The sequence below is a fragment of the Neobacillus niacini genome, from assembly GCF_030817695.1.
In the GTDB taxonomy this organism is placed as follows: domain Bacteria; phylum Bacillota; class Bacilli; order Bacillales; family Cytobacillaceae; genus Neobacillus; species Neobacillus niacini_F.
Genome location: NZ_JAUSZQ010000003.1, coordinates 651,090 through 676,371 on the forward strand (window position 1 = coordinate 651,090; position 25,282 = coordinate 676,371).

The 25,282-nt window shown below is 38.4% G+C and carries 27 protein-coding genes; 25 read left to right on the plus strand and 2 right to left on the minus strand.

Annotated features, from left to right (window positions below):
* Positions 1 to 61: 61 nt before the first annotated feature.
* Complete coding sequence (locus QFZ28_RS26690; RefSeq protein WP_307197770.1) at positions 62 to 1,285, minus strand: MFS transporter; 1,224 nt, start codon at positions 1,283 to 1,285, stop codon at positions 62 to 64.
* A gap of 434 nt (positions 1,286 to 1,719) precedes the next feature.
* Between QFZ28_RS26690 and QFZ28_RS26695 the strand changes: the two genes are divergently transcribed.
* From QFZ28_RS26695 to QFZ28_RS26785, 19 genes are all read left to right on the plus strand, one after another.
* The gene (locus QFZ28_RS26695) at positions 1,720 to 2,337 is read left to right on the plus strand and encodes a YczE/YyaS/YitT family protein (RefSeq protein WP_307197652.1); all 618 of its coding nucleotides are present in this window, start codon (positions 1,720 to 1,722) and stop codon (positions 2,335 to 2,337) included.
* Between the two features lie 102 nt (positions 2,338 to 2,439).
* The gene (locus tag QFZ28_RS26700) at positions 2,440 to 3,249 is read left to right on the plus strand and encodes a YfkD famly protein (RefSeq protein WP_307197653.1); all 810 of its coding nucleotides are present in this window, start codon (positions 2,440 to 2,442) and stop codon (positions 3,247 to 3,249) included.
* A gap of 99 nt (positions 3,250 to 3,348) precedes the next feature.
* Positions 3,349 to 3,546, plus strand: coding sequence for an SE1561 family protein (locus tag QFZ28_RS26705; protein ID WP_307197654.1), 198 nt, complete (start codon positions 3,349 to 3,351; stop codon positions 3,544 to 3,546).
* Between the two features lie 129 nt (positions 3,547 to 3,675).
* Positions 3,676 to 5,220 carry a fumarate hydratase gene (locus QFZ28_RS26710; protein ID WP_307197655.1) on the plus strand — a complete coding sequence of 515 codons (1,545 nt, stop codon included), beginning with the start codon at positions 3,676 to 3,678 and terminating at the stop codon, positions 5,218 to 5,220.
* Positions 5,221 to 5,652: 432 nt separating this feature from the next.
* Complete coding sequence (locus QFZ28_RS26715; RefSeq protein ID WP_307197656.1) at positions 5,653 to 6,621, plus strand: nuclease-related domain-containing protein; 969 nt, start codon at positions 5,653 to 5,655, stop codon at positions 6,619 to 6,621.
* A gap of 102 nt (positions 6,622 to 6,723) precedes the next feature.
* Positions 6,724 to 7,491: a delta-lactam-biosynthetic de-N-acetylase gene (gene pdaA / locus QFZ28_RS26720; protein ID WP_307197771.1), complete on the plus strand. Its 768-nt coding sequence runs from the start codon at positions 6,724 to 6,726 to the stop codon at positions 7,489 to 7,491.
* A 99-nt stretch (positions 7,492 to 7,590) separates the two neighbouring features.
* On the plus strand, positions 7,591 to 8,973 hold the full coding sequence (gene rlmD, locus QFZ28_RS26725; protein WP_307197657.1) for a 23S rRNA (uracil(1939)-C(5))-methyltransferase RlmD: 1,383 nt from the start codon (positions 7,591 to 7,593) through the stop codon (positions 8,971 to 8,973).
* Positions 8,974 to 9,144: 171 nt separating this feature from the next.
* A complete protein-coding gene (locus QFZ28_RS26730; RefSeq protein WP_307197658.1) occupies positions 9,145 to 9,522 on the plus strand; it encodes a zinc ribbon domain-containing protein in 378 nt (125 codons plus the stop codon).
* A 156-nt stretch (positions 9,523 to 9,678) separates the two neighbouring features.
* Entirely contained in the window at positions 9,679 to 9,843 is a 165-nt protein-coding gene (locus tag QFZ28_RS26735; RefSeq protein ID WP_307197659.1) for a hypothetical protein, read from the plus strand.
* A 10-nt stretch (positions 9,844 to 9,853) separates the two neighbouring features.
* Positions 9,854 to 10,102, plus strand: a complete 249-nt coding sequence (locus tag QFZ28_RS26740) for a hypothetical protein (RefSeq protein ID WP_307197660.1) — start codon at positions 9,854 to 9,856, stop codon at positions 10,100 to 10,102.
* Positions 10,103 to 10,452: 350 nt separating this feature from the next.
* The gene (locus QFZ28_RS26745; RefSeq protein WP_307197661.1) at positions 10,453 to 11,109 is read left to right on the plus strand and encodes a GntR family transcriptional regulator; all 657 of its coding nucleotides are present in this window, start codon (positions 10,453 to 10,455) and stop codon (positions 11,107 to 11,109) included.
* A 20-nt stretch (positions 11,110 to 11,129) separates the two neighbouring features.
* Entirely contained in the window at positions 11,130 to 12,329 is a 1,200-nt protein-coding gene (locus tag QFZ28_RS26750) for a CaiB/BaiF CoA transferase family protein (RefSeq protein ID WP_307197662.1), read from the plus strand.
* A 65-nt stretch (positions 12,330 to 12,394) separates the two neighbouring features.
* A complete protein-coding gene (locus QFZ28_RS26755) occupies positions 12,395 to 13,297 on the plus strand; it encodes a hydroxymethylglutaryl-CoA lyase (RefSeq protein ID WP_307197663.1) in 903 nt (300 codons plus the stop codon).
* Positions 13,298 to 13,446: 149 nt separating this feature from the next.
* The gene (locus QFZ28_RS26760) at positions 13,447 to 13,599 is read left to right on the plus strand and encodes a hypothetical protein (RefSeq protein ID WP_307197772.1); all 153 of its coding nucleotides are present in this window, start codon (positions 13,447 to 13,449) and stop codon (positions 13,597 to 13,599) included.
* Positions 13,583 to 13,741, plus strand: coding sequence for a hypothetical protein (locus tag QFZ28_RS26765; RefSeq protein WP_307197664.1), 159 nt, complete (start codon positions 13,583 to 13,585; stop codon positions 13,739 to 13,741). Before QFZ28_RS26760 ends, QFZ28_RS26765 begins: the two co-directional genes overlap by 17 nt.
* Before the next feature lie 101 nt (positions 13,742 to 13,842).
* Positions 13,843 to 14,883 carry a TRAP transporter substrate-binding protein gene (locus tag QFZ28_RS26770; RefSeq protein ID WP_307197665.1) on the plus strand — a complete coding sequence of 347 codons (1,041 nt, stop codon included), beginning with the start codon at positions 13,843 to 13,845 and terminating at the stop codon, positions 14,881 to 14,883.
* Between the two features lie 11 nt (positions 14,884 to 14,894).
* Positions 14,895 to 15,392 carry a TRAP transporter small permease gene (locus QFZ28_RS26775; RefSeq protein ID WP_307197666.1) on the plus strand — a complete coding sequence of 166 codons (498 nt, stop codon included), beginning with the start codon at positions 14,895 to 14,897 and terminating at the stop codon, positions 15,390 to 15,392.
* Entirely contained in the window at positions 15,389 to 16,663 is a 1,275-nt protein-coding gene (locus QFZ28_RS26780; protein WP_307197667.1) for a TRAP transporter large permease, read from the plus strand. Before QFZ28_RS26775 ends, QFZ28_RS26780 begins: the two co-directional genes overlap by 4 nt.
* Before the next feature lie 409 nt (positions 16,664 to 17,072).
* Positions 17,073 to 17,681, plus strand: a complete 609-nt coding sequence (locus QFZ28_RS26785; RefSeq protein WP_307197668.1) for an ATP-dependent endonuclease — start codon at positions 17,073 to 17,075, stop codon at positions 17,679 to 17,681.
* 357 nt (positions 17,682 to 18,038) lie between these two features.
* On the opposite strand, the gene QFZ28_RS26790 is transcribed toward QFZ28_RS26785, so the two are convergent.
* Entirely contained in the window at positions 18,039 to 19,592 is a 1,554-nt protein-coding gene (locus tag QFZ28_RS26790) for an ABC-F family ATP-binding cassette domain-containing protein (RefSeq protein ID WP_307197669.1), read from the minus strand.
* A gap of 547 nt (positions 19,593 to 20,139) precedes the next feature.
* Between QFZ28_RS26790 and QFZ28_RS26795 the strand changes: the two genes are divergently transcribed.
* From QFZ28_RS26795 to QFZ28_RS26820, 6 genes are all read left to right on the plus strand, one after another.
* A complete protein-coding gene (locus QFZ28_RS26795; protein WP_307197670.1) occupies positions 20,140 to 20,298 on the plus strand; it encodes a DUF1540 domain-containing protein in 159 nt (52 codons plus the stop codon).
* A gap of 104 nt (positions 20,299 to 20,402) precedes the next feature.
* On the plus strand, positions 20,403 to 21,185 hold the full coding sequence (locus tag QFZ28_RS26800) for a transporter substrate-binding domain-containing protein (protein ID WP_307197671.1): 783 nt from the start codon (positions 20,403 to 20,405) through the stop codon (positions 21,183 to 21,185).
* Positions 21,186 to 21,220: 35 nt separating this feature from the next.
* Positions 21,221 to 21,886 (plus strand): amino acid ABC transporter permease, encoded by a 666-nt coding sequence (locus QFZ28_RS26805; RefSeq protein WP_307197672.1) that lies wholly within the window; start codon positions 21,221 to 21,223, stop codon positions 21,884 to 21,886.
* A 27-nt stretch (positions 21,887 to 21,913) separates the two neighbouring features.
* Positions 21,914 to 22,642, plus strand: coding sequence for an amino acid ABC transporter ATP-binding protein (locus QFZ28_RS26810; RefSeq protein WP_373428171.1), 729 nt, complete (start codon positions 21,914 to 21,916; stop codon positions 22,640 to 22,642).
* A gap of 403 nt (positions 22,643 to 23,045) precedes the next feature.
* The gene (locus QFZ28_RS26815) at positions 23,046 to 23,900 is read left to right on the plus strand and encodes a malate synthase (protein WP_307197674.1); all 855 of its coding nucleotides are present in this window, start codon (positions 23,046 to 23,048) and stop codon (positions 23,898 to 23,900) included.
* Between the two features lie 413 nt (positions 23,901 to 24,313).
* Complete coding sequence (locus QFZ28_RS26820) at positions 24,314 to 25,276, plus strand: tRNA dihydrouridine synthase (protein ID WP_307197675.1); 963 nt, start codon at positions 24,314 to 24,316, stop codon at positions 25,274 to 25,276.
* Positions 25,277 to 25,282 lie beyond the last annotated feature (6 nt).

Here is a 25,282-nt window from a genome sequence, read left to right on the forward strand (position 1 = left end):
TTTAATTCTATTTTATCATATAGTATATGTTTAATATAGATAAATGCTCCAAAAATAAAGGTTAAGAGTGATGCTGCTCAGCCATGGAATATGTCTTTTTCCCAAATATATAAATGACGATTGATAAGATTAACAGCATGGTACTTATAATATAAAAGAAGCTTATATTTTCGAAAAATTGAATGAAAAGACCGCCAATAATCGGGCCGCTTAAACTGCCTAAGCTAAAAAAGATTCCACATAATAAATTTCCGGTCGCCAACAAATTCTTAGGCACTAAATCCGTCATATAACTGATTCCAAGAGAAAATGTCGATCCCACTACCATTCCTGATAAAAGTACAGAGATGAATAACCCGATAAAGGAATGTTCAAAGATACTTGCAGCTGAAAAGCTTAAGAATCCGAGAAGCAACACGATCATCAAGATATTTCTTCTCCCATACTGGTCGCTTAGGACTCCTAATGGCAGCTGGGTGATGACGCTTCCAATGGCAAAGGCGGTTAACACCAAGGAAACACTCGCTACGTCGATATCACTTCGTAAAGCATACACTGGAAAGCTGCCGTTTAAGGAAGATTCCAAGAAACCATAGCAGAAAGTTGGAAGGAAGGCTATCCAGCCATATTTCATGGTCTTTTTGAAGCGTTTAATGGTGTTGAAAAATGAATTGATCCCAAGTTCTTGTTCAGGATACTCGTTTTTAAGCGTAAATATGAATACCCAGCCAATTAAACATAAGATAGAGGAAACGATAAATGGCAATGCTTCATTTACGTCAACTAGAGGAGTCATTAATGGCCCACTCGCAAATCCAATTCCGAAAAATAATCCATACAATGAAACGTTCCGCCCTCTTTTCTCGGATGGAGAGGATGAGGTAATCCAGGTTTGTGTGGCAAAATGTAAGGCATGGTCACCTATCCCAATGAGTGCTCGTAAGCCGAACCAAAACCAAAAGGACTTCCACAACGGAAACAATGCCAATGCCAGAATCACAAGTCCACCGCCTAGGATAATCGTTGGTTTATACCCATATTTTCGGAGCGGTGCTTCCATAAAAGGAGAGATCAGAAGAATTCCAATATAGAGTGCGGTGGCATTTAGTCCATTAAGAGAAGAGGAAACCCCGCCTTTCTCAAAAATAACTGCGATTAATGGGAGCAGCATTCCTTGTGAGAAACCAGAAATGGCGACAATTGTAACTAATATCCATAATCGATGGGAACTTTTATTCATAGAAGATTCCTCGTTTGTTAAATAATTTAATCCATTCGATGCTATCGGGAAAATAAAGCATTTGCAAGAATAATATTCTTTAATCCCGTTAAATAGCACATAAAGAGGGAACTATCGTATCGGAGGGATTATTTATCTATAACGTAAAAAGACTCTGTGCCCGAGGGCGCAGAGTCTTTTATTAATTATTCATTTCGATGTAAGGGTAAATCCTTTTACTGTGCTATAATATTTAAACATTATCCGTTTGCGGGGTAAAACCAATCGCGTTACTTGGGACCATCAATCACCAACCTTCATGTTTAATTTATAAGAGAAAAACACGAGTGTCGAATTTCATATATGAGTGGAATCCCAACCTCCTTAAAGTAAATGGTCGTCGATTGATTACTGCCCTCCTTCTTTAAAGGTTAAGTATAGTATAATTGATTAATTGAATTTTGTAAATGTTCTGATTACTATTTTTTAAGGAGTTACATATGGCATTATTTTATCGGATTCTTTTCTTTTTTGCAGGTTTATCCATTATGACTTTTGGAGTGTGTTTAACTATTAGAGCAGAGCTTGGGGCTGGGGCTTGGGATGCGCTAAATGTTGCACTTACTGAATGGATAGGTTTGACGATAGGCAGCTGGATTATCATCGAAGGTGCAGTGTTAGTGTTGGTAAATTCATTATTGGTAAAAAGAAGACCTGAGCTATTATCGCTATTAACCATCATCTTAATTGGGTCTTTGGTTGATTTATGGATGTATTTAATATTTGGGTCGTTTGCAGTATACGGATTAATGCTGAAAGTCGTTACTTTAATACTTGGTATTTTCATTATAGGGCTGGGTGCGGCGATTTATTTGCAGGCAAAGTTTCCTTCTAGTCCAATTGATTCTTTTATGATGGCCATTAGAGAACGTTTTCGAGTTAATTTAATGACAGCGAAGACAATTGGGGAACTTGTTGCTTTATTTCCAGCGCTTTTGCTCCAAGGACCTATTGGTATTGGGACCATCATTATTACGTTTACCATCGGTCCCTTTGTACAACTGTGTTTTCCGTATTTTGAAAAATTAATGAATCGACTGATAGAAAGTACATATTAGGAGAAATATTGAAATATTTCGTGGAAATGGATAAAACTTTTCAACTCCGAAAACACTATGAGCAGACTTATTACTGCTATATTGTGAAAGGAGTTTTTCATTGTGAAAAAATGGTTTCCTGCAATGGTGACACTGTTACTACTGTTAGCTATCCTGCCAACAGCTTCTGCTGAAAACAAAAATGCTAAAAAAGAACCTGCAAACTATCAGATTCCTTCTTCAGTTCGTAATATTACGAAGGAAAATACGTATCCCAATTCCACTCAGGATCTGCCAACTTTGCAGCCTAGTGAATTAACGAAGCAGCTAATTAACTCTGCTAAGGTAAAAATTGAAAATCCAGATTTAATCCGTATGCTGAATGAGTCTAGCATTAATAGTACACCCTTTGCCCTTGGTTACCGAGCAATTGTATACCTAGGTCAATGGCCATTAAATTATGAATCAACAGAAACCGCACCGAACTGGGAATATCAAAAAATTAATACAAACTACTATGATAATCGAGGCGGAAATGTACCTTACCAGATTCATTATGTTCAGGAAGCACAAAAAATCATCCGCGGCGGATTAACAGCAAAAATAGAAAATGCAGAAGATGTTAAAAAAATGATGCTTTTAAAAGCGATGGAAAAAACACGTTTACCACTTGCATTTGATACGATTATCGGGGCAGGCACGAAAAACGATCATGTCTACAATATACCTGTCAACCGCTTAGGATACTTATATGCATACGCACCAGCAGTGAATGAAAAAGGGAAAGTTACCTACGGAGAAGTATATTTAATGCTTAAGGGAAGTAAAAAAGTAATTGTTGTTAAAAATGTTACCTCACAAGGAATCGGAGCATGGATACCGGTTCAGGACCATGTTTCATTTGGTTTTGCTGCCTCAGAAAAACCAAGATGATAATGGAGAAAGAACTCCTACTAAGGTCGTAGGGGTTCTTTTTTGAAAAAGTGCTGGTGAAAGTGTAAGATAATTGACATAGAAGGGGGAGAAGTAAATTTGGGCAGTCCGACAAATGATAAAAATTCACAAGTTAGTTTTTTAAAACAGCGTTTAAACATGTTTCTAGATGTACTAGACGCAATCGATCCGGAGGATACGGATCTTGATGATATTGACAACTTAATCAAAATGATTGATGAACTAGAATCAAAATGTAAAGAATTCAATCATCGTGAAGCACCAGAGTCTGTTTAATTACAGGCTCTATTTTTTTGAAAACCTTTACCTTTAAAAGATTTGATTAGAGGAGTATAATAATAATCGTCAAATAGTTGTAATTTTTAAATAGATTGCGAATCGGACATGGGGAAAGGGGTATTTTAGGTGAATATTGAGAAATTTCAGGAAAGCATGTACAAGTTAGTGGTTGAAACTTCTACAAAGCTGCCAAAGGATGTACGCCGTGCAGTTAAAGCGGCAAAGGAGAAGGAAAATGCGGGTACGAGCGCAGCAATGAGCCTCGCCACAATTACCAATAATATTAAAATGGCAGATGATCAAGTTTCACCTATTTGTCAGGATACCGGATTACCAACTTTTAAAATTAAAACGCCTGTTGGGGTAAACCAATTAGAAATAAAAGAGGCGATTAAAAATGCGATTGTCATCGCAACAAAAGAAGGTAAGCTGCGTCCAAACTCTGTTGATTCATTAACAGGTGAAAACAGCGGCGACAACCTTGGTGCCGGATTACCGGTTATGAAATTTGATCAATGGGAAAAAGATTATATCGACGTTCGCCTGATTTTAAAAGGCGGCGGCTGTGAAAATAAAAACATCCAGTACAGTCTTCCATGTGAATTAGAAGGACTAGGAAGAGCAGGACGCGACCTTGATGGTATCCGTAAGTGTATTATGCACTCCGTTTACCAAGCACAAGGACAAGGATGCAGTGCTGGTTTCATTGGAGTAGGTATCGGCGGTGACCGTTCATCTGGCTACGATTTAGCAAAAGAACAGTTATTCCGATCGTTGGATGATGTTAATCCAAACGAAGATTTGCGCGCTCTAGAAGAGTATGTATTAGAAAATGCTAATAAATTGGGTATCGGTACGATGGGCTTCGGAGGAGAAGCAACGCTGTTAGGTTGTAAAGTGGGAGTAATGAACCGAATTCCTGCAAGCTTCTATGTTTCTGTAGCTTACAATTGTTGGGCATTCCGCCGCTTAGGTGTTAGCGTTGATCCTGTGTCAGGTGAAATTAACGAGTGGATGTATCAAGAAGGTGATTTCATTGATTTTGAGGAGACTGAAGCTGAAAAAGAAACTGCAGCTGCACGCTCTAATGACGTTATTACCCTTCAAGCACCAATTACCGAAGAACAAATTCGCGAATTAAAGGTTGGCGATGTTGTTCAAATTAACGGTATGATGTACACCGGTCGTGACGCGATTCATAAATACCTGTCTGATCACGATTCACCAGTGGATTTAAATGGACAAGTCATTTACCACTGTGGCCCGGTTATGTTGAAGGATAAAGATGGAGTTTGGCATGTTAAAGCTGCCGGCCCAACCACAAGTATTCGTGAGGAGCCTTACCAAGGTGATATTATGAAGAAGTTTGGTATTCGCGCGGTAATCGGTAAAGGCGGAATGGGTCCTCGCACGCTGGCTGCACTTAAAGAGCATGGCGGCGTCTATCTGAACGCAATCGGCGGCGCTGCACAATACTATGCAGATTGTATCAAGGGGGTTGAAGGTGTCGACCTTATGCAATTTGGTATCCCTGAAGCAATGTGGCACCTGCGCGTGGAAGGCTTCACAGCTGTCGTAACAATGGATTCGCACGGAAACAGTTTGCATGCAGATGTGGATAAGTCTTCGTTGGAGAAATTGGCACAGTTTAAGGATAAGGTGTTTAATTAAGGTTTTGGGAGCAGGCTCATGCAGTGGGCCTGCTCTTTTTTATGTGTGGAATGGTCAATTTGTAGATATATTCGGGATATGTGTAGATATATTTAGATTTGTAAAGATATCAGGAGAAAGTGTGTAGATATTGCATTAATCTGTGTAGATAAAATTAGAATTCGTGTAGATATATTACTGCTTGAGTTAGTGGTTATATTCGTTATAAGTTTAGCAAATCTACCAATTTGTAGATAAATACGATTAATGTGTAGATAAAATTAGAATTTGTGTAGATAAATTTCAATTTGTGTAGATATAATACCAAACTGTGTAGATATTTAAAACTCAGCTTGTTAAAATGTGTAGATATATTGAACGAGTTGACTTAATTAAAGGAATTTTACCTACTTTTACAGAAATTAATATCCCAAATGATGTAGGAGGGATAATGTGTTTGAGTTAGAACTAACCAAATCGAATAATTTAGAAAAACATGAGGCATTGGTCGCGAGATTAGATAAAAATCATCCGAGATTTCTCGAGGTTGAAGGAAATCTTAAAAAGTTAGCTGCTGGTTATCGAGGAGAAAAGACAGTTGATTACTTTTTACATTCCCTTCCTGCAAAAAGGCATCATATCTTTCAAGGGTTGAGGCTGCCAATCGGAAAAAACTTTTTCCAAATCGATTCCCTTTTGATATCTACTAAATCTGGTTTGCTCATTGAGTCAAAGAACTACGCAGGCACACTTCTATTTGAAAAACATCAATTAATTCGAACTTTAAATGGATCGACTGAAAATGAAATCTTCCAAAATCCCCTCATCCAAGCAAAAAACCATAACATACTGCTTAAATACTTCTTTGAGAAAAATAAATTTCCAGTAATTCCGATTCAACACTTAGTCTGTATTGCGAATACATCATCAAAGATAATCATAAGTCCAGGATATATAGACGGAGAGAAAAGGGTTACCCGTGCAGAGAATCTTTTGCATAAAATTGAGGAAAATGACAAGTTCTATACCAAAGATGTATTTGATGATAAAACAGTAGGGAGACTGAGTAAATTATTAAAAAATAAACATACCCCGTTGCTACCTAATATTTTGCAAAAATACGGAGTTCATATAAGTGAAATAACCGGTGTTCAGTGCCCAAAATGTTTAGCTATTCCAATGCTATATAAAGGTCGATATTGGGAATGTTTGTCTTGTCAAATGAGAGCGAGAGATCCTTTTATTAAAGCCATAAATGATTATTTTCTACTTATCAAACCCACTATTACAAACCATGAATTAGTGGAATTCCTCCATCTTCCTTCTGCAAGAGCGGCTACTTATCTGTTGTCCGCTTTAAAATTCCCTCATACAGGAACAAATAAAGGTCGTGTTTACCACCATCCAACTCTTTTTCCTTAAAATACTAATCATGTTTCCCACTTACAAACAAACACTATAAAAAACAAAATAGGGGGAACATGGATGAAAAAATTAATATGCATCCTTAGTTTGCTGCTGTTAATGGTACCTCAGGTTACGTATGGCTACGTTCCTAATAAGCCGATCCATTGGGGTTTTAAAAAAGCTGTGGATGAACAGCCGCCCGATGCTGGTGCTGAGTATGAGAAAGTACTTGAAAAGTACGGTGCTTTCTATAAGGGTGATCCAAATTCAAAGATATTATATCTAACCTTTGATAATGGTTATGAAGCAGGGTATACCGCTAAAGTATTGGATGTATTAAAAAAGGAAAAAGTTCCGGCGACTTTTTTTGTGACGGGGCACTATTTATTATCGCAGCCTGAATTGACGAAGCGCATGGTGGATGAAGGTCATATCATTGGCAATCATTCTTGGCATCATCCCAATATGACACAAATCAGTGATGAGCGGATTCGTGAAGAACTTCAAAAAGTGAAGGACAAGACCAAAGAGTTAACCGGTCAAAAGAAAATGAAGTATTTGCGCCCGCCAAGAGGCGTTTTTAGTGAGAGAACGATGCAAATTGCGAAGGAAGAAGGCTATACGCATGTTTTCTGGTCATTGGCTTTTGTGGACTGGGATACCAACGCACAGAGAGGCTGGCAATATTCATACGATAACATTATGAGACAAATCCACCCTGGAAGTGTGTTGCTTCTGCACACAGTTTCAAAGGATAATGCCGATGCGCTTGAAAAAGTGATTAAGGATTTGAAAAAGAAAGGTTATAAATTTAAGAGCCTGGATGAATTCAAACCAGAAAAGAAAGGTCTTTCTAAGATCATACCGAGTTTCTGGAGAAAATAATGAGAAAAAAGCTGGATTCGTGAAGAATTCGGCTTTTCTCTGTTAATAATGCTATAATACGGTGAAATCAAACAGGAACCGGAATTTGGAGTGAACGAAATGAAAACAGATCAATCAATTAAAATACAATTAAACCAGACCTTTCCCTTAACCATCAAACGACTTGGCATTAATGGTGAAGGTGTTGGTTATTTTAAAAAGCAGGTAGTTTTTGTGCCAGGTGCACTTCCTGGGGAAGAGGTAGTGGTCGAGGCGACAAAAATTAACCCTAAATTTGCGGAGGCAAAAATAAAGAAGATTCGTATTAAATCACCGCATCGTGTTCAGCCTCCTTGTCCAGTCTATGAGGAATGCGGCGGCTGTCAGCTGCAGCATTTAAAATATAGCCAGCAATTAAAAGAAAAGCGGGATATTGTCATTCAATCGCTTGAACGCCATACCCGGCTTACAGTGGATAAACTTGATATCCGAGAAACGATTGGAATGGAAGACCCATGGGGATATCGGAATAAAAGTAGTTTTCAACTGGCTGGTAGAGACGGAAAGGTTTTAGCAGGATTGTATGGCTTAAACTCTCACCAACTAATTAATATTGAACATTGTGCAGTTCAGCATTCACAAACGAATGAAGCCGTAAATGCTGTTAAAAAGATTCTCGAAGAGTTGAAAATTACAATCTATAATGAAAAAACTCGTAAAGGGATTGTTCGTACAATTGTTACCCGCGTAGGAGTGCAAAGTGGCGAGCTCCAGATTGTGCTCATCACAAATCAAAAAGAGTTACCAAAGAAAGAACAGATTATCGAGGAAATCCAAAAACGACTTCCGAATGTAAAATCCATCGTTCAAAACATTAATGAACAAAAAACGTCGCTTATTTTTGGAGAAGAAACTTTGCCTTTAGCAGGAGAAGAGTTTATCCAAGAAACATTGGGAGACTTGCAATTTGAGTTATCCGCAAGGACTTTCTTTCAGTTAAATCCTGTTCAGACCATTAAGCTTTATAATGAAGTGAAAAAGGCAGCGGCGCTGACTGGTAAAGAGAAAATAGTAGATGCTTATTGTGGCGTAGGAACAATTGGTTTATGGTTAGCAGACCAGGCAGCTGAAGTTCGTGGAATGGATGTAATTCCGGAATCGATAGAAGACGCAAAGAAAAATGCTAAACGCCACGGGTATACCGATACAAAATATGTACCAGGTAAAGCAGAAGAGGTACTTCCTAAATGGGTGAAAAAGGGCTGGAAGCCTGATGTGATTGTGGTTGATCCACCAAGAACCGGTCTCGACGGACAATTAATCCAAACCATATTACAAACAGCACCCGAAAAACTTATTTACATCTCATGCAATCCGTCCACATTGGCCAAGGATATTCAAATGTTAAGTGCTAAATACGAAGTGAAGTATATTCAGCCAGTAGATATGTTCCCGCAGACGGCACATGTGGAGTGCTGTTCACTACTAGTCTTGAAAGAATAAATATAGATGTGGCCGTGTGTAAAAACAGTCCCTCAGGTAATCATACCTGGGGCTTATTTTATTTTTAAAGTCCCTTGATTTATGTTGTTTCTTCAATTTTGAGAATTTTATAAAAAAACAAAGAAAAACTCCTCAAAATTATTTATTACATGAAAAAAAGGGGGGAGATACTTGTTTTGTCGGAAATGTGGTAGGGAACTTCATGAAACCGATCAATTTTGTTCTCATTGTGGAACCCAGTTAAACCCATCGATATCGGTGGTCACCGACCCTAATATTAAGTCTGATATGCCTCACCTTCAAAGGGAGAAGGAAAAATATTATTGGCCGTTTTTGCTTCCGTTTGTAGTGTTACTTTTGGGATCGGGGAGTGTATTGGCTATTTATCACTACGAAACTCAACAAAACGAGAAGGCAGCCAGTTATGTCAAAAATGCTCAAACCTATGCTCTAGATGGCCAGTGGGAAAAAGCAGTGAAAAAATACGATCATGCTCTTAAAATCCGCCCCCTGGGGAATTGTCGGTTTCGAAAGAAAAAAAACTGGTAGAAATTATTCGAAATTGGAATCAACAAATTGATGAAGTGAAGTCTCATATCCAACAAAAACAATACTCAGAGGCCAAGCAACTACTTCTAAAATTAAAAGACGAATTAAAAGACCAACATGGGCCACTAACGGAAACAAAGCGTTTGGACGGAATTTATGAGGGATCAAAATGCTGACATGAAGGACCGGTTAAAAGCATCGGAGTATATTGCCAAGACTAATGGAGCTTTTGTGGATAAAAAGGAATTAAAGGGAGCTTTTGATGGCAAAATCGAATTCGGGTTTATAGATCCTATTTTAGAGGAAAATAAAATGGTATAGGTGGAGAAAATTGTGTAGACCTAGCATTTATTGCTGGGCTTTTTCTTTTTGGTTTAATGTCCCCGATTTAAAAGAAGGGTTTATTAGACACTTTTCATCCATTTTATTAAAACCTAAGTATGCAAGTTTATATACTGAAATTAAATCGGTTATTGAAGAAGATGATAAGGTAGTGATCCATTCAATCACTGGTGTCAGAAACCGCGAAAATCGTTATGGAAAAGCGCACATGGATGTCTTCAAAATCAAAAATGGGTAGTTCGTTGAACATTGGGATGTTGTTCAAAAAATATCAGCTCCAGAAGATTTTAAAAACAATAATACAATGTTTTGACAAGCACTTAATAAAAGAATTCCTTCGTGTCTTTTGTTCATAATAAGAGACTTGATTCCCTTTCACTATTAAAGAAAGGGTTTTTATCTTTTGAGTTCGGAATCATTGGAGCTTTTCTGAATTTTTGTAGACAATTTATTAGAAAAAATAAAATTCAGAAAACACAAAAAATACTAAATGTTAACGGTTGACAGTCAACATAGTTTATTTTAAAATTATAAACACCATAAGAAAGCGTTTACATAGTTTTTTGTTCAGAAAGGAGGGCGCTTTCATTGTTATCGCTTGTGAAAGAGACATTAAATGCCCAGATTTATCAATTATTAAAAAAGCGCTTATTGGAAGGTTATTATGCTCTTGGTGAACGATTAGTAGAAGTGAGACTTGCAGAAGAATTCGGTGTCAGCCGCGGTCCGGTGCGGGAAGCTCTAAAAATGCTTATTCAAGATGAATTGCTTGTGCAAAAAGGGAATGCAATAAATGTGTTCAATCCCTCATTATCCGACATGATTGATATTTATCAAGTCCGGCAACAAATGGAATCGCTCGCAGCTAAATTATCCGCTCAAAACATTGAATCTTCAAAATTAGAAATGCTTGAAAACATCGTTAAAGAAACCAAAACAGCATGGATAAAAGAGGATAAAAATCATGTAGTGGAATTGAGTATCCAATTTCATGAGATTATCCTGGAGTCATCCGGTAATCGTCAGCTGATTTCATTAACAAATATGCTTCGGGATAAAGTTACCTATTTCAGGAACAGTAGTGTTAAAGGTGGAATGCGAGATGATAGTCGTATCGAAGAACATGCTCGTATCCTTTCAGCACTTAAAGAACGGAATGGGGATAAAGCCGCAAAAGAAATGCAAAATCACATTGAGCATGATTTATTGGCACTAGTATCACTTTATAAGCAGAATCTGCTTTAGTTTATAGGAGATGAACATAAATGGGAAAAAAAGCATTAGAAGGTTTAAAAGTGCTTGAAATGGGACAGCTAATTGCAGGTCCATTTGCCGCTAGGTTATTAGCGGAATTTGGTGCAGAGGTTATAAAAGTTGAACCTCCAGCTAAGGGTGATCCAATCCGATCATGGCGGGTTATAGAAAACGGCACAAGTTTATGGTGGTATGTTCAATCCAGAAATAAAAAGTGCATTACAATTGACCTGAAGCACCATGAAGGACAAGAGTTGATTCGCGGTCTGGTGAAAGAAATTGATATTTTAATAGAGAACTTTCGCCCGGGGACATTGGAAAAGTGGGGTCTCGGATACGAGGAATTAAAAAAAATCAACCCAGGTCTGGTTATGATTCGGGTGTCCGGATATGGGCAAGATGGCCCGTACAAAGATAAACCGGGTTTCGGATCGATTGGGGAAGCGATGGGGGGTCTTCGCTATATCACGGGATATCCAGATCGCCCGCCGGTACGAGTAGGTGTAAGTATTGGAGACTCCTTGTCATCACTTTATGCAGTGATAGGTGCATTAATGGCTGTTTACCATCGTGATGTGCATGGTACAGGTGAGGGACAGGTAATTGACGTTGCCCTATATGAATCGGTGTTTAGTTTAATGGAAAGTGTTCTTCCCGAATATGACCGGGCAGGGTTGATTCGGGAAAGATCGGGAAGTATGCTGCCGGGAATTACACCATCGAATACATATGTTTGTTCGGATGGTACGTATATCGTAATTGGTGCGAATGGAGATGCCATTTTTAAAAGGCTTATGTATGCAATGGGACGGGAGGACATTGCCGAGGATCAGCGTTTTGAAAACAATGCCAAACGATCTGAACATGCTGAATTCTTAGACGGTCTTATCGAAGAATGGACTAAAAGTCTGCCATTCGAGGTGGTAAAGGAATGTTTAGATAAAGCTGGGGTCCCGGCGGGGTCCATTTATTCTGTGGAGGATATAGTAAATGACCCGCATTATCAAGCAAGGAAAATGATTCAAGAAGTAGCCGTTGATGGTCTTGGAATGTTGAAGATGCCTGGAATTGTGCCAAAGTTGAGTGAAACACCTGGTGAAATCGTGTGGGCAGGTCCAGAATTGGGGCAGCACACTGAGGATGTTCTGGGCGGGAATCTAGGTCTGACTGAAGCGCAAATAAAGGATTTAAAAGCAAAAGGGGTTATTTAAGGGAAACACTATCCCAGCCGATTTATAAAACTTGGAATTTCCTAATTTAGTAGAGGGGATGTCTTATGAATTTTCCGGATAAAGTAGAGATAATAGAAGTCGGACCAAGAGACGGGATTCAGAATGAATCTAATTTTATCCCGACTGAAAAGAAAATAGAGCTAATCAATGCACTTAGTAAAACCGGAATCAAACGGATGGAAGCTGTTTCTTTCGTCCATCCGAAATATGTGCCGCAAATGAAGGATGCAAAGGAAGTGCTAAACGGAATAGAAAAAATCCCTTCCGTTCAATATATGGCGTTGATTCCTAATGAGAAGGGGTATGAAAGGGCAATTGAAGGCGGAGTCGATGCACTATCACTTGTAGTAGGGGCGAGTGACAGCTTTAATTTAAAAAATGTAAAAATGAGCCGAGAGCAATCTATTAAAAATTTCGCACCGGTAATCGAAAAAGCAAAAGCAAATGATATTTTTATCCGCTATAGTATTGCAACTGCTTTTTGGTGCCCATTTGAAGGAAAAGTAGAAGCTGACTTGGTTCTTAAAATGGTCGAGGAGGCAGAAATGCTCGGGGCAGATGAAATTGTAATTGCCGATACCATTGGCAGAGCGAATCCAAAGCAGGTTTTCGATTTATTTCAAGCTGTCATTTCATTAAAAACAAAGTCTAGTATTTCTGCTCATTTTCACGATACCTATGGTATGGCGCTGGCAAATGTAATGTCTGCATTAGAAGCGGGGGTCACTCGTTTTGATGCTTCTATCGGCGGTCTTGGCGGGTGCCCATTTGCGCCTGGTGCAGCTGGTAATGCGGCAACAGAGGATATTGTTTTCATGATGCATGAAATGGGCATTGATACGGGAATTGATTTCGGGCAACTTCTAGCTTGCACCGAATTACTGAAGCCGATTACAAATCGGGAACTGACGGGTCATCTTCACAAAGTAAAAGCATGCCAAAACTAAATAGAGGAAACACAACGACCTAACCTGAAAGGCATAACAGGGGATTTTTTTAACCAAAAAAATATTGCATTTTATTCAATGGAAACTTTTTATATTTCGAAGCACTCGTAGCACATGCTAGACAGGATGGCATTAAAACCTGCTTTTACATTGCCGAAAGTTATGGATGTCCATATGAGGGTGAATTGTCTGAGAAACAGGTCTTAAATCACGTCAAACGGGTGAAATCGGCGGGACCAGACCGGATCGGAATTGCTGACACGATTGGAATTGCGACACCCAATCATGTCGAAAGACTATAGAAAAACTTTAGATATTGCCGGGGATACACCTGTAACAATCCATTTACATGATAATAGAGGATTAGGATTAGCAAATGCATATTCTACCTATCAGGCTGGTGTTCGAATTTTTGAAATGGTTAGATACCGGTTTAAATTTTGAAAAATTGCTTAATGCTACTGACTACGCAGCTAGTATTTCTTCAAAAAAACCATTAGGGAGAAATAGACATGTTGAAAGAAAGCACTAAGGGGGAAATTAGGATGAAAAAATGGATTAAAACAATGACTGTTGTAATGGGAACGACACTATTATTATCAGCTTGTAATACCAGCAACACAGCAAAAAATCAAGAGAGTAATGCTAGCGGAAGTAGTGATGGATATGAAAAGACAACAATAAGATTAGCCTACAATTTACCACAGGACCATCACATTTCTAAAGGAATTGAACAATTTGCAAAGGATGTAACGGAAAAGTCTAATGGGGCAGTTAATGTTCAAGTATATCCTGCTGGTCAATTACTTAGTGATAAAGACATGAACCAATCCATCTTAACAGGTGGAGTTGAGATGGGGGTCAATTCCGCTACATTATGGGCAAGCACCGTTCCGGCAATGGGTATTTTTGACGTCCCTTATGTGTTTACTAATTATGAAAAAGCAGGAGAAGCCATTAATGGTGAATTTGGAGATAAATTAAGAGTAGCAATGGAAGAAAAAGGGGCAAAGGTATTATTGTTTGCTGACTATGGATTTGCACAATTTGCTAATAACAAACGTCCATTAAAATCACCTGAAGATTTTAAAGGATTAAAGATTCGCAGTATTGGAGATATTCCTTCCGAAATGATTAAAGCATACGGTGCATCACCTGTATTCATGGGTGGCGGTGAAGTATATATGGCACTTCAACGTAACACAGTAGATGGCGCTACCTCTGGTACAACAGCGATGCTACAACGTAAATACGATGAAGTAGCCAAGTATTTAACAATCAATAATTACTCTTACCTAGAATTCCTTTTAGCTGTTAACTTGGATTTTTGGAATCGTTTACCTGAAAAAACGCAGGCATTATTAACTGAAGAGGCTAAAGAAACAGAAGAATGGATACGCCAGCAAGCACAGGCTGAAGACGAGAGAACGGCAAAACAATTAGAAGAAAAAGGGATGGAAGTATACGTTGTTCCGGAGGAAGATATTTCAGTATGGAAAGAGGCAGCCAAACCAGCTTGGGATGCTTTCCATAAAACAGGTGGAGATTTAGGTAAAGAATTGCTAAAAATGGTTGATAAGGAATAAGGAGGAGCAACATGAAGGCACTTTACAGGATAGCCGATCAAGTTATTAATATAGGAGCGTATCTAGCAGGATTCTTCATTATTCTAACGACGTTTATGATTTTCTATGAGATTGTCTCAAGAGAGTTTTTTAATCAGCCGACGATTTGGGTAACTGAGTTTTCCATTTATGCCATTATTGGAAGCTGTTTTTTGGGAAGTGCCTATGCAGTGCGAACCTATTCTCATATAACCGTAGATTTATTGATTAATAATGTTAATGATCAAATTAAAACCGTTCTTGCTTACTTGTCGAACGCTTTAGGTTTAGTATTTAGTATTATTTTTACTTTCTATGGTTTCCATCACGTCATGAAAACAATGGAGCTAGGGATTACTTCAGCATCATTATTGAGAATTCCGATGTACATTCCAGAAGCCTTACTTCCGATAGGCGGGGTATTACTGTGCATAGCGTTTATTATGCAAATTATTGATGGTGGAGTCCATAAAGGAGGGGAACACCTATGAATATCTTTTTCCTTGGTGGACTGGGGAGTCTTTTGTTACTCGGAGTACCAGTAGCTTTTGCTCTCGCTTTGCTAGCCATTGCAGGAATGTACTTTTTTAATGGTGGAACCTTTGCTTTTGCACAAGTTCCGATTATTTCCTATAAGTCTCTTGATGATTTTTCCTTAACCTCGTTGCCGATGTATGTGTTGATGAGTCAAATCTTACTTGTTAGTGGTGTGGGTCGCGACCTTTATGAAATGGCCAGCCGTTGGTTTAGACATTTCCCTGGTGGTCTGGCCATTGCAACTCTCTTTTGTTGTGCGATATTTGCTGCCATTTCAGGGTCAAGTGTTGCAACAGCTGTAACCGTTGGTTCAGTTGCTTTACCGGAAATGGTAAAACGTGGGTACAATAAAAGGTATGTATTGGGATTACTCGCTGCAGGTGGAACATTAGGAATATTAATTCCTCCAAGTGTTCCAATGATTATTTATGGTTCTGTAACGGGAGAGTCAATTGGTAAATTATTTGTTGCGGGTATTGTGCCTGGTATTATCTTAACAATTGTATTTATGATCTTTGCTTCATATCAAACAAGACATATCAGGGAAACACCTGCAACCTGGAAGGAACGGATGGAAGCTACCAAAACTGCAATTTGGGGATTATTACTGCCCATTATTGTTATTGGTGGAATCTATAGTGGTATTTTCACTCCAACTGAAGCAGCTGCGGTAGGGGTTGTAGTTAGTCTGGCGATCTCAGCATTTGTCTACCGCAATTTAAATCTAAAGAATATTAAAACGATTATATTCTCAACTGTTAAAACGAATGCGATGATTTTAATGATTATAGTCGGCGCTATGCTACTTGGTTACATCATGACAATCTTACAAATTCCGCAAACGATAACCAACTATGCGACAGAGCAAGACATTTCTCCATGGATTATCTTTATATTAATAAATATCGCTTTATTGATATTGGGTATGTTCTTAGAGACCATTTCGATTTTGGTTATTACTCTACCAATCCTATATCCAATCGTTGTAGCGCTAGGATTTGATCCAATCTGGTTTGCGATTATCATGGTTATCAACATGGAGCTGGCTCTAATCTCACCGCCTGTCGGACTAAACCTTTTTGTATTAAAGGGAATAGACCGAACCAATACCATCGGAGAAATTGTAAAAGGAGTTATTCCCTATGCGGTAATTATGGTACTTTTTATCGTATTACTCTCCATTTTCCCAGAAATAGCAACGTTCCTAATAGATAAAGTGGAATAGATAATTGGGAGTAGGCGATTAGAGCTTTTTAAAAAATTTGTGTCAAGGACCTAAAAGGAAAGATTCCGATGAGGTGCCTGGCACTTTTTTTATTGGGTAATCTAAACAAGCGACTTTGAAGAAATTGACTGGAACCGAAAAGCTGTGAATTTAGGTAACAATATTTTTGGGAATGAAAATAAATAAGGTGTTATTGGTGCTGATATGCCAAGTATACACATAAACCAAAAGTGGATGTGGCACCTGTGGGGAAAAGAAAATCCCAAGGAAACTGAATTAACGGTCGTTGGTTTTCACAGAAAAACGGGAAAGATAATGGCTATACAGACTACCTGCAAACCATCTTTCTAACAAACTTGCACTTGCTAAGCTTTCATTAAATGAAGAGAAGAATGTAATTGTAAGTCAGGTGGATTCTGATATTTACGGATTACCAAGTCATGAAAAAGATAAATTTCAGGCGTTATTACGATTTAATCCATATGTAAATGAAATATTTTTTGCTAATAATGTTATTTTGGTTGAAGGTGACACCGAGGTAATTGCTTTAAAACTAATTGGAGAAAAATTGGTTAGTAATGGAGACTTAGAAAGGATATATAATAGAACATCTGTGGTGAACTGTGCAGGAAAAGGCACTATGTATGTAGTTTTAAACGTTCTTAATAATATTGGGATAGAATATACTTGCATACATGATTTCGATATAACTGAACTCAATAAAAAAGGAGAAACCCAAACAGTAGCGGCACTTAAAAAGGTTTTAACATTGAATAATAAAATTGAGAGACTGTGCGATATAAAAGGTAACAAAAAGTTTGTTTTCCAGTATACATTAGAGGAGGAAATGCCTCCAGATTATGAAAAAGGTAGCTCCAAATCTTTTGCCGCATATGAGTATTTACAGGAAAAAGAACTTGAGGAAATACCTGTTAGGTTATTAAATATTGTTAAATCCTCTTATGGAATCCGGCTAGATCATGAACTCGACCATAGTAACTCGACTGTTTTAGAGTAGTATAATTGGGATAACTTGAACCAAGCTAAATCTGAATGGGTCACGCCAGATGACTCGGAATTTATTATTGCTGTTTGGAAGGCATCAGAACAAGAGCAATATGCTCCAGTTTTATAAAGCAATTACATTAAGACAGAGGTTCTCACCAGCACCTCATGTGAGTGTTGTCACATACACTCAACGCATGTTGAAGCTGTTGCAAAATTAATATTGAAATAGATAGAAGCTCATTCTAACTTTAGTTTGGAAGAGCTTTTTTAAGAAATCTAAAAGTATATTTTTTATAAAATTTTGGATGGTTAATAAAAAGGGGTGCCCAAGTGGATTTTAATTCATTGGGCACCCCTTACTCTTTATTTAAAACACTTTCGTAGTCCAATCCTCACAATTCCAAATTTCAGTCGCAATTTCACGATAGAAATCAGGTTCGTGGGATACCATCAAGATACTTCCGCGATATGCCTTTAAAGCACGCTTCAATTCTTCTTTTGCGTCGACATCCAAGTGATTGGTAGGTTCGTCTAGAATTAATAGATTCGTTTCAGTGTTAATAATTTTACACAATCGAACTTTGGCTTTTTCGCCACCAGAAAGGACTTCGACTTTACTTTCAATATGTTTCGTCGTTAATCCACATTTTGCAAGAGCAGCTCGGACTTCAGCTTGATTCATACTTGGGAACTCGCTCCAAATCTCTTCAATACAAGTGTTGTAGTTGGACTGTTTCACTTCCTGCTCAAAGTAACCGACGTATTGATACTCACCACGTTCCACTTTACCTGAAATGGGATCAATCAACCCAAGAATACTTTTTAGAAGAGTGGACTTACCAATACCGTTTGCACCTACGAATGCAATTTTTTGTCCGCGTTCCATCTTCAAATTCAGAGGGCGAGAAAGTGGTTCATTGTAACCTATAACAAGATCTTCAGTCTCGAAAATCCAACGACTAGATGAACGAGCTTCTTTAAAGTTAAACTCTGGTTTCGGCTTCTCTTTCCCCAATTCGATAATTTCCATTTTGTCGAGTTTCTTTTGACGAGACATCGCCATATTACGAGTCGCAACACTTGCCTTGTTACGAGCAACGAAATCCTTCAAATTCGCAATTTCTTGTTGTTGACGTTTGTAAGCAGACTCTAGCTGCTGCTTCTTCATTTCATAAATATTTAGGAAGTTATCATAGTCACCAACATAGCGATTCAACTCTTGGTTTTCCATGTGATAGATCAGGTTAACAACATTGTTCAAGAATGGAATATCATGCGAAATCAAGATAAATGCATTTTCATATTCCTGTAAATAACGCTTCAACCATTCGATATGCTGTTCATCCAAGTAGTTCGTAGGCTCGTCTAGTAAAAGGATTTCAGGCTTTTCTAGCAGAAGCTTAGCTAGCAAAACTTTCGTACGCTGCCCGCCGCTAAGATCATCTACATCTCGATCGAGTCCAACATCGTCTAATCCTAGACCACGAGCAACTTCCTCAACTTTTGAATTAATTTGATAGAAATCATTACTATCTAAAGTTTCTTGTAGCTCTCCAACTTCGGCAAGTAATGCATCGATATCAGCACCTTCGTCACCCATTTTTGCATAAAGTTCATTGATTTCTGCTTCAGCATCAAAAAGATATTGAAAAGCAGTACTCAAAGCCTCACGCATCGTAGTACCTTTTTGAAGGACAGCATGCTGATCTAAATAACCTACACGAACTTTTCGTGACCACTCCACTTTCCCCTCGTCGGGTTGCAGCTTCCCAGTAACAATATTCATGAAAGTAGACTTACCCTCACCATTTGCCCCAACTAGTCCAACATGCTCTCCTTTTAAAAGTCGAAAAGACACATTATTAAAAATCGCACGATCACCGAAACCGTGACTTAAATTTTGTACGTTTAATACACTCATTTTTTTAACCCCTTATCTAATGTCACATGTGGATATCTTACTAGATTTATAATGCTTTTTCTATCTTGAAGTTATTTTTATGAAAAATATAATTCGATTCAAGCACGCCATCTGATAAATAGACGGAGATATTTCGCTTAATGACTGAACACTACTAAAAAATGGGTTAAATAGACGGAGAAATTCCGCCTATCGAATCGAAAAACATGAAAATGGGGGATATTGCTCTGAATAAACGGAAAACCTCCGCTTATATACCCATAAAAAGAGCTCGATATACATTTAACAGGAAAATCTCCGCTTATTATACTTCGACTGGATACCTTAGGACAAGACTTCCTTTTAAAATGGAATTATTTTGATGGTGGACCTTAAGCAACAAGGTAAACTCACCAACATCTTATTGTGTTGCCAAAATACACTCGCCACACTTGTTGAGAAATGATGAGGCGACATTGGCAGTGACAGGCATTGGTCGAAAAATCATGTTTTAACCAACTTTGAAGGGGGTATTAAATAAGAAAACCTTTTGAGGGGGTGGCACAAAATGAACTTGGATGTGAAATGTAATGTTAAAAACTGCAAGTATTGGGCAGATGGCGACCAATGTGTGGCTGACTCTATTTATGTCATAGGTCCACACGGCAGCAGACAGGCTGATTCTGTGGAAGAAACAGCTTGCAGAACTTTCGAGCTTCGTGAATGAAACAAGGGGACTGCTTCTTGTGCTTAAAAAGCAGAAAAGCAGTCCTTTTCATAAATACTGTGATAGTAACGATATAGCTTGAACGAGAGAGGAGAAAATCAAGCATGGAAAAGCGATACATAATGATTCTATCGTGCTTGTTTCTGATGGGGATGCTGACTGGATGTATCCAAAAGGATCAGCTGCCAGATGGAACAAAGCTGATAGATAAGGAGAAATTTATTTTTGCGGCTTCAGGAGAATTTAAGCCCTTTAGCTATGTTAGCAATGATGATTTATCGATGACTGGTTTCGATATTGAAGTAGGAAACGCAGTCGGAAAAGAACTGGGTCTTGAACCAGTCCAGAAGAGGATGAAATTTAAAGGACTCATCGAGGGCATTAAAACGGGACGGGCAGACGCAGCCGTCGCCAGCCATACCATTAACCCCCAACGCGCCAAACACGTTACTTTTTCCACACCCTACTATTACTCAGGTCCACAGATCTTCACTAGACCTGACAGCAAGATTAAAACAGTAGATGACTTAAAAGGAAAAGAAGTTGCCGTAGCAAAGGGATCTACCTATGCGGATACAGCCAAAAAGTATACCAGCAATATTAAAATGTACGACAGTGATATTACGGCATTAAAAGCGCTAAGTATTGGCCGGCATGACGCTGTTATTACCGATTTTGTCACTGGTAAAAGTGCAAAAAAGGAAGGATTTAAAATTCAGGGTCAGCAGTTAATCGAGCGAAGCGAGCAGGCAATTGTTATTCCGAAGGATAATCCAATCCTGCTCAAGAGAGTTAATGACGCACTTCAAAGACTTCGGAATGATGGAACACTATCCCGAATCAGTCAAGAGTATTTTGGTGAGGATATTACGAAAAAACCAGAATAATAGATTGATCAATAGAAAGAAAGGATGTAGTTATTTTGCCTAGTTTTTCGCACTTTTTACATACGTTTATCAGCAGCAAAAACCTTTTCATAGATGCAGCGCTGTTGACATTAAAACTTACGGTTGTCTCCATTTTAATTGGGATTTTATTCGGATTATTTTTTGCTCTTTTAAAAATTTCAAGGATTAAAATATTGGGCTATATATCAAATGCGTATGTATTCCTTGTAAGGGGAACTCCACTCATTGTCCAGATTTTCATTCTGTATTTTGGCTTCAGCGGAATTTTCCTCATTCCTGACTTTTGGGCAGCGGCTCTTGCACTCGCCTTCCATAACGGTGCCTATATTGCAGAAATTTTCCGGGGGACGATTCAGTCCATTGATAAAGGGCAAATGGAAGCGGCACGCTCTCTCGGCATGACAAGGATACTAGCAATGCGCCGTATCATTCTTCCACAGGCCTTCAAGAGGGCACTGCCTCCCCTTGGAAACCAATTTATTATTGGACTTAAGGATTCATCTCTGGCAGCCTTTATTTCCATGAATGAACTGTTCAATGTTGCGACGACGCTGGGTTCCAATAATTTCGATGAAATGACCTACTTATTAATAGTAGCCGTTTATTATCTAGTACTTGTTGCCGTATTAACCATGCTGGTGAGCTTGTTCGAAAAGAGATTGGCAATTAGTGACCGATAGGAGGACGATAAAGTGAATGTACGAGAAATGATAAAAATAGAAAAATTACATAAATCTTATGGGAGTTTACATGTATTAAAAGATATTAATATGTCGGTGTATGAAAGTGAAGTTGTCTGCTTGGTCGGAGCATCCGGCTCTGGTAAAAGTACGCTGCTGCGCTGCCTTAACTTTTTAGAAAAAAGGGAAAGTGGGAGAATTTCAATCAGAGGGGAAGAGATTAGCCCGGAAACCCACGATATTAACAATGTCCGGCAAACGGTGGGGATGGTTTTCCAGCACTTTAATCTATTCCCACATAAAACCGTCCTTGAAAATGTTATTGAAGCACCAACCATGGTAAAGAAAATCCCAAAAGACCAGGTCATTGCCGAAGCAAAGGAGTTGCTCCAAAAGGTTGGTCTTCTTGATAAGGCGAATGTTTATCCTAGCAAATTGTCAGGCGGTCAAAAGCAGCGTGTGGCAATCGCCAGGTCACTGGCCATGAAGCCGGATATCATGCTTTTTGATGAACCGACATCTGCCCTTGATCCGCAGCTTGTTGGTGAGGTATTGCTAACCATGAAGGCGTTAGCCGATGAAGGAATGACGATGGTAGTGGTTACCCATGAAATGGGCTTCGCTCGTGAGGTTGCTGATTGGATTGTCCTCATGGACGATGGGAGAATTATCGAAAGGAATCGGCCAAATGAATTCTTTAATCATCCGAAAGAGCAGCGTACAAAAGAATTCCTCCAGACAACGTTGTTAAAATAACTTGAAGTTGAAGTACGGTTTCCTTTGGGTTGATAAGGAATTTTTAACTAAGATCGACACGGAAAGTCAATGAAGTCACAGCGCCTATATTTCATAACTGTTTCAAGTAAGTACAGAGAATAAAATTCAATTTTACATTACAGTAAAATATGTTGTCAACAAGAAATTTGTAATATTTTATAAAAAATGTTATAATAAGTCTTACAATTGTTTTAATCGTATTCCGTATTCTGCTGTATTTTTTTGCAGATAGAATTATGGATACGTTTTTTTAATATCCATTTTTTTTACCGAAGAGAATTCAAACAATTGTGTGAGCTTTAAAGGTAAGTTAGTTGAATAAAATTATCAATTTACTATCTAACAGTAACCGAGTTTTTATTCTACAAGGAGGCCTAGAATATTGAATCTAATCAATAAGAAAGTTACACACGAGCGTTTTGGCATGGGGAGTATAGTTAAACATAATGATTCTAGTATTGAAATACATTTCGCATCGGAAAGTAAAAAGTTTGTTTTCCCTGATGTATTTGGAAAGCACCTAAAACTGCATGATAAAAGTGATGCTAATTCACTTGAAAAAATTATACAAAAAAAGGAAATGGAACAAAAGAAGGAAGAATGGAAGAAGGAAGAGGAAAAACAACTACAACGAAAAAACCAGGAACTTCGCTTGGAACATGAAAAACTTATGAAAAATCATAAACTTCATACCGAATCACAAATGGTTTTTTGGTGTGACACAGAAGAACAGAATAGTTCTTTTTCAGAGTGGAAGGTTTTTTCAGGCGTAATAAAAAGTGGTAACAACAAGGGGAAGCCAAACAAACCCATCCGCTTGCACCAAAATAGCGCTGTCCTGTTAACAGCAATAGATTCCAGCATGCCTGAAAAAGACAGACGTATCTTAGGTGTCTATATGGTGAATGAGGATTTTATCGGTAAGCTTTGTGAAGATGGGAATATTCCTGCTCATTCAAAATACAGACTCCAACTCACAGAACAGGAATCGGATCAGATGCTTTTCTGGGAATATTATGTAAATGAAAAATCCCCCCAAAAAATCACATGGAATACAGGTAAATACCGTTATTTTGAAAATTCATGGTTGGCTCAAATTTTGCTTGATATCGTTTCGTTGAAAAGTGATCCAAAGGAACGAGAGCTGGCACAACAATTTTTTGAGCATTTTTGTAAAATGAATCAGATAACGGATCAAGAGTTACCAAAACCTAATGGCGCATTAATGCGTATTTAGAAGTTAGCCCAAAGATAATTAGAATGAAAAGGGACTGACACATTTTCCCGCCTATCACTAATTGTTATACGTGTAACCCCAAAATAAACTGACCCTGAATTCGCAAAAAACACCTTGCGATTTCGGGGTCTTTTTCCTCCTAAACCCATGTCAGTCCAGTGCTCTTCCAATTTTCTTTTCAGTCTTTTTTAAGCAAAACTTACTATTAACTCGAACAGTGGAATACTAGTTGATGGGGTAGTTTTTAGCAGGAGATATTTTCGTTGTACAGAGATTGTGAAGTTATATCCAATCAGTTTGATAAAAAGTGCTTAAACATGGTATAAGTGTATAAGAAGCAGGGACATTCTGCTTTTTAATTTTGGGATAAGGAGTTGGCCTTCTAACCAATACGAGAGGATTTGAAATTTAACATGATAGATAATTTTTGGCGTGATTTACCACGACCTTTTTTTATACTGGCACCGATGGAAGATGTAACGGATGTTGTTTTTCGTCATGTCGTGAGTGAAGCAGCCAGACCTGATGTGTTTTTTACAGAGTTTACAAACTCTGATAGTTATTGTCACCCAGAGGGGATCCAAAGTGTCCGCGGGCGTTTGACTTTTACAGAGGATGAACAGCCAATTGTAGCGCATATATGGGGGGATAAGCCTGAATACTTTCGGCAAATGAGTATTGGTATGGCGGAATTAGGCTTTCGGGGTATAGATATCAATATGGGCTGTCCTGTACCTAATGTGACACAGAATGGGAAGGGAAGCGGCTTAATCCTTCGTCCAGATGTTGCGGCAGATTTAATACAAGCAGCAAAAGCAGGAGGATTGCCCGTAAGTGTGAAGACAAGGCTTGGTTTCACAGAGGTAGACGAATGGCAGGACTGGCTGACACACATATTGAAACAAGACATTGTAAATCTTTCCATCCATCTGCGTACAAGGAATGAAATGAGCAAAGTAGCTGCTCATTGGGAACTGATTCCGGAGATTAAGAAACTTCGTGACCAGGTGGCACCAGATACACTTTTGACAATCAATGGAGACATTCCTGACCGTCAAACTGGGTTGCAGCTTGCTGAACAATATGGTATTGATGGCGTTATGATCGGGCGAGGTATTTTTAAAAATCCTTTTGCATTTGAAAAAGAGCCAAAAGAGCATAGCAGTAAAGAATACCTTGACCTTTTAAGACTCCAGCTTGATCTTCAAGATCAATATGCAGAACTAGTGCCACGTTCAATCACAGGGCTGCATCGCTTTTTCAAAATTTATGTTAAAGGATTCCCTGGAGCGGCTGACTTAAGAAATCAATTGATGAACACGAAATCAACAGATGAAGTCCGTGCGTTGCTTGATAACTTTGGAAAAGAATGCTGATGAGAC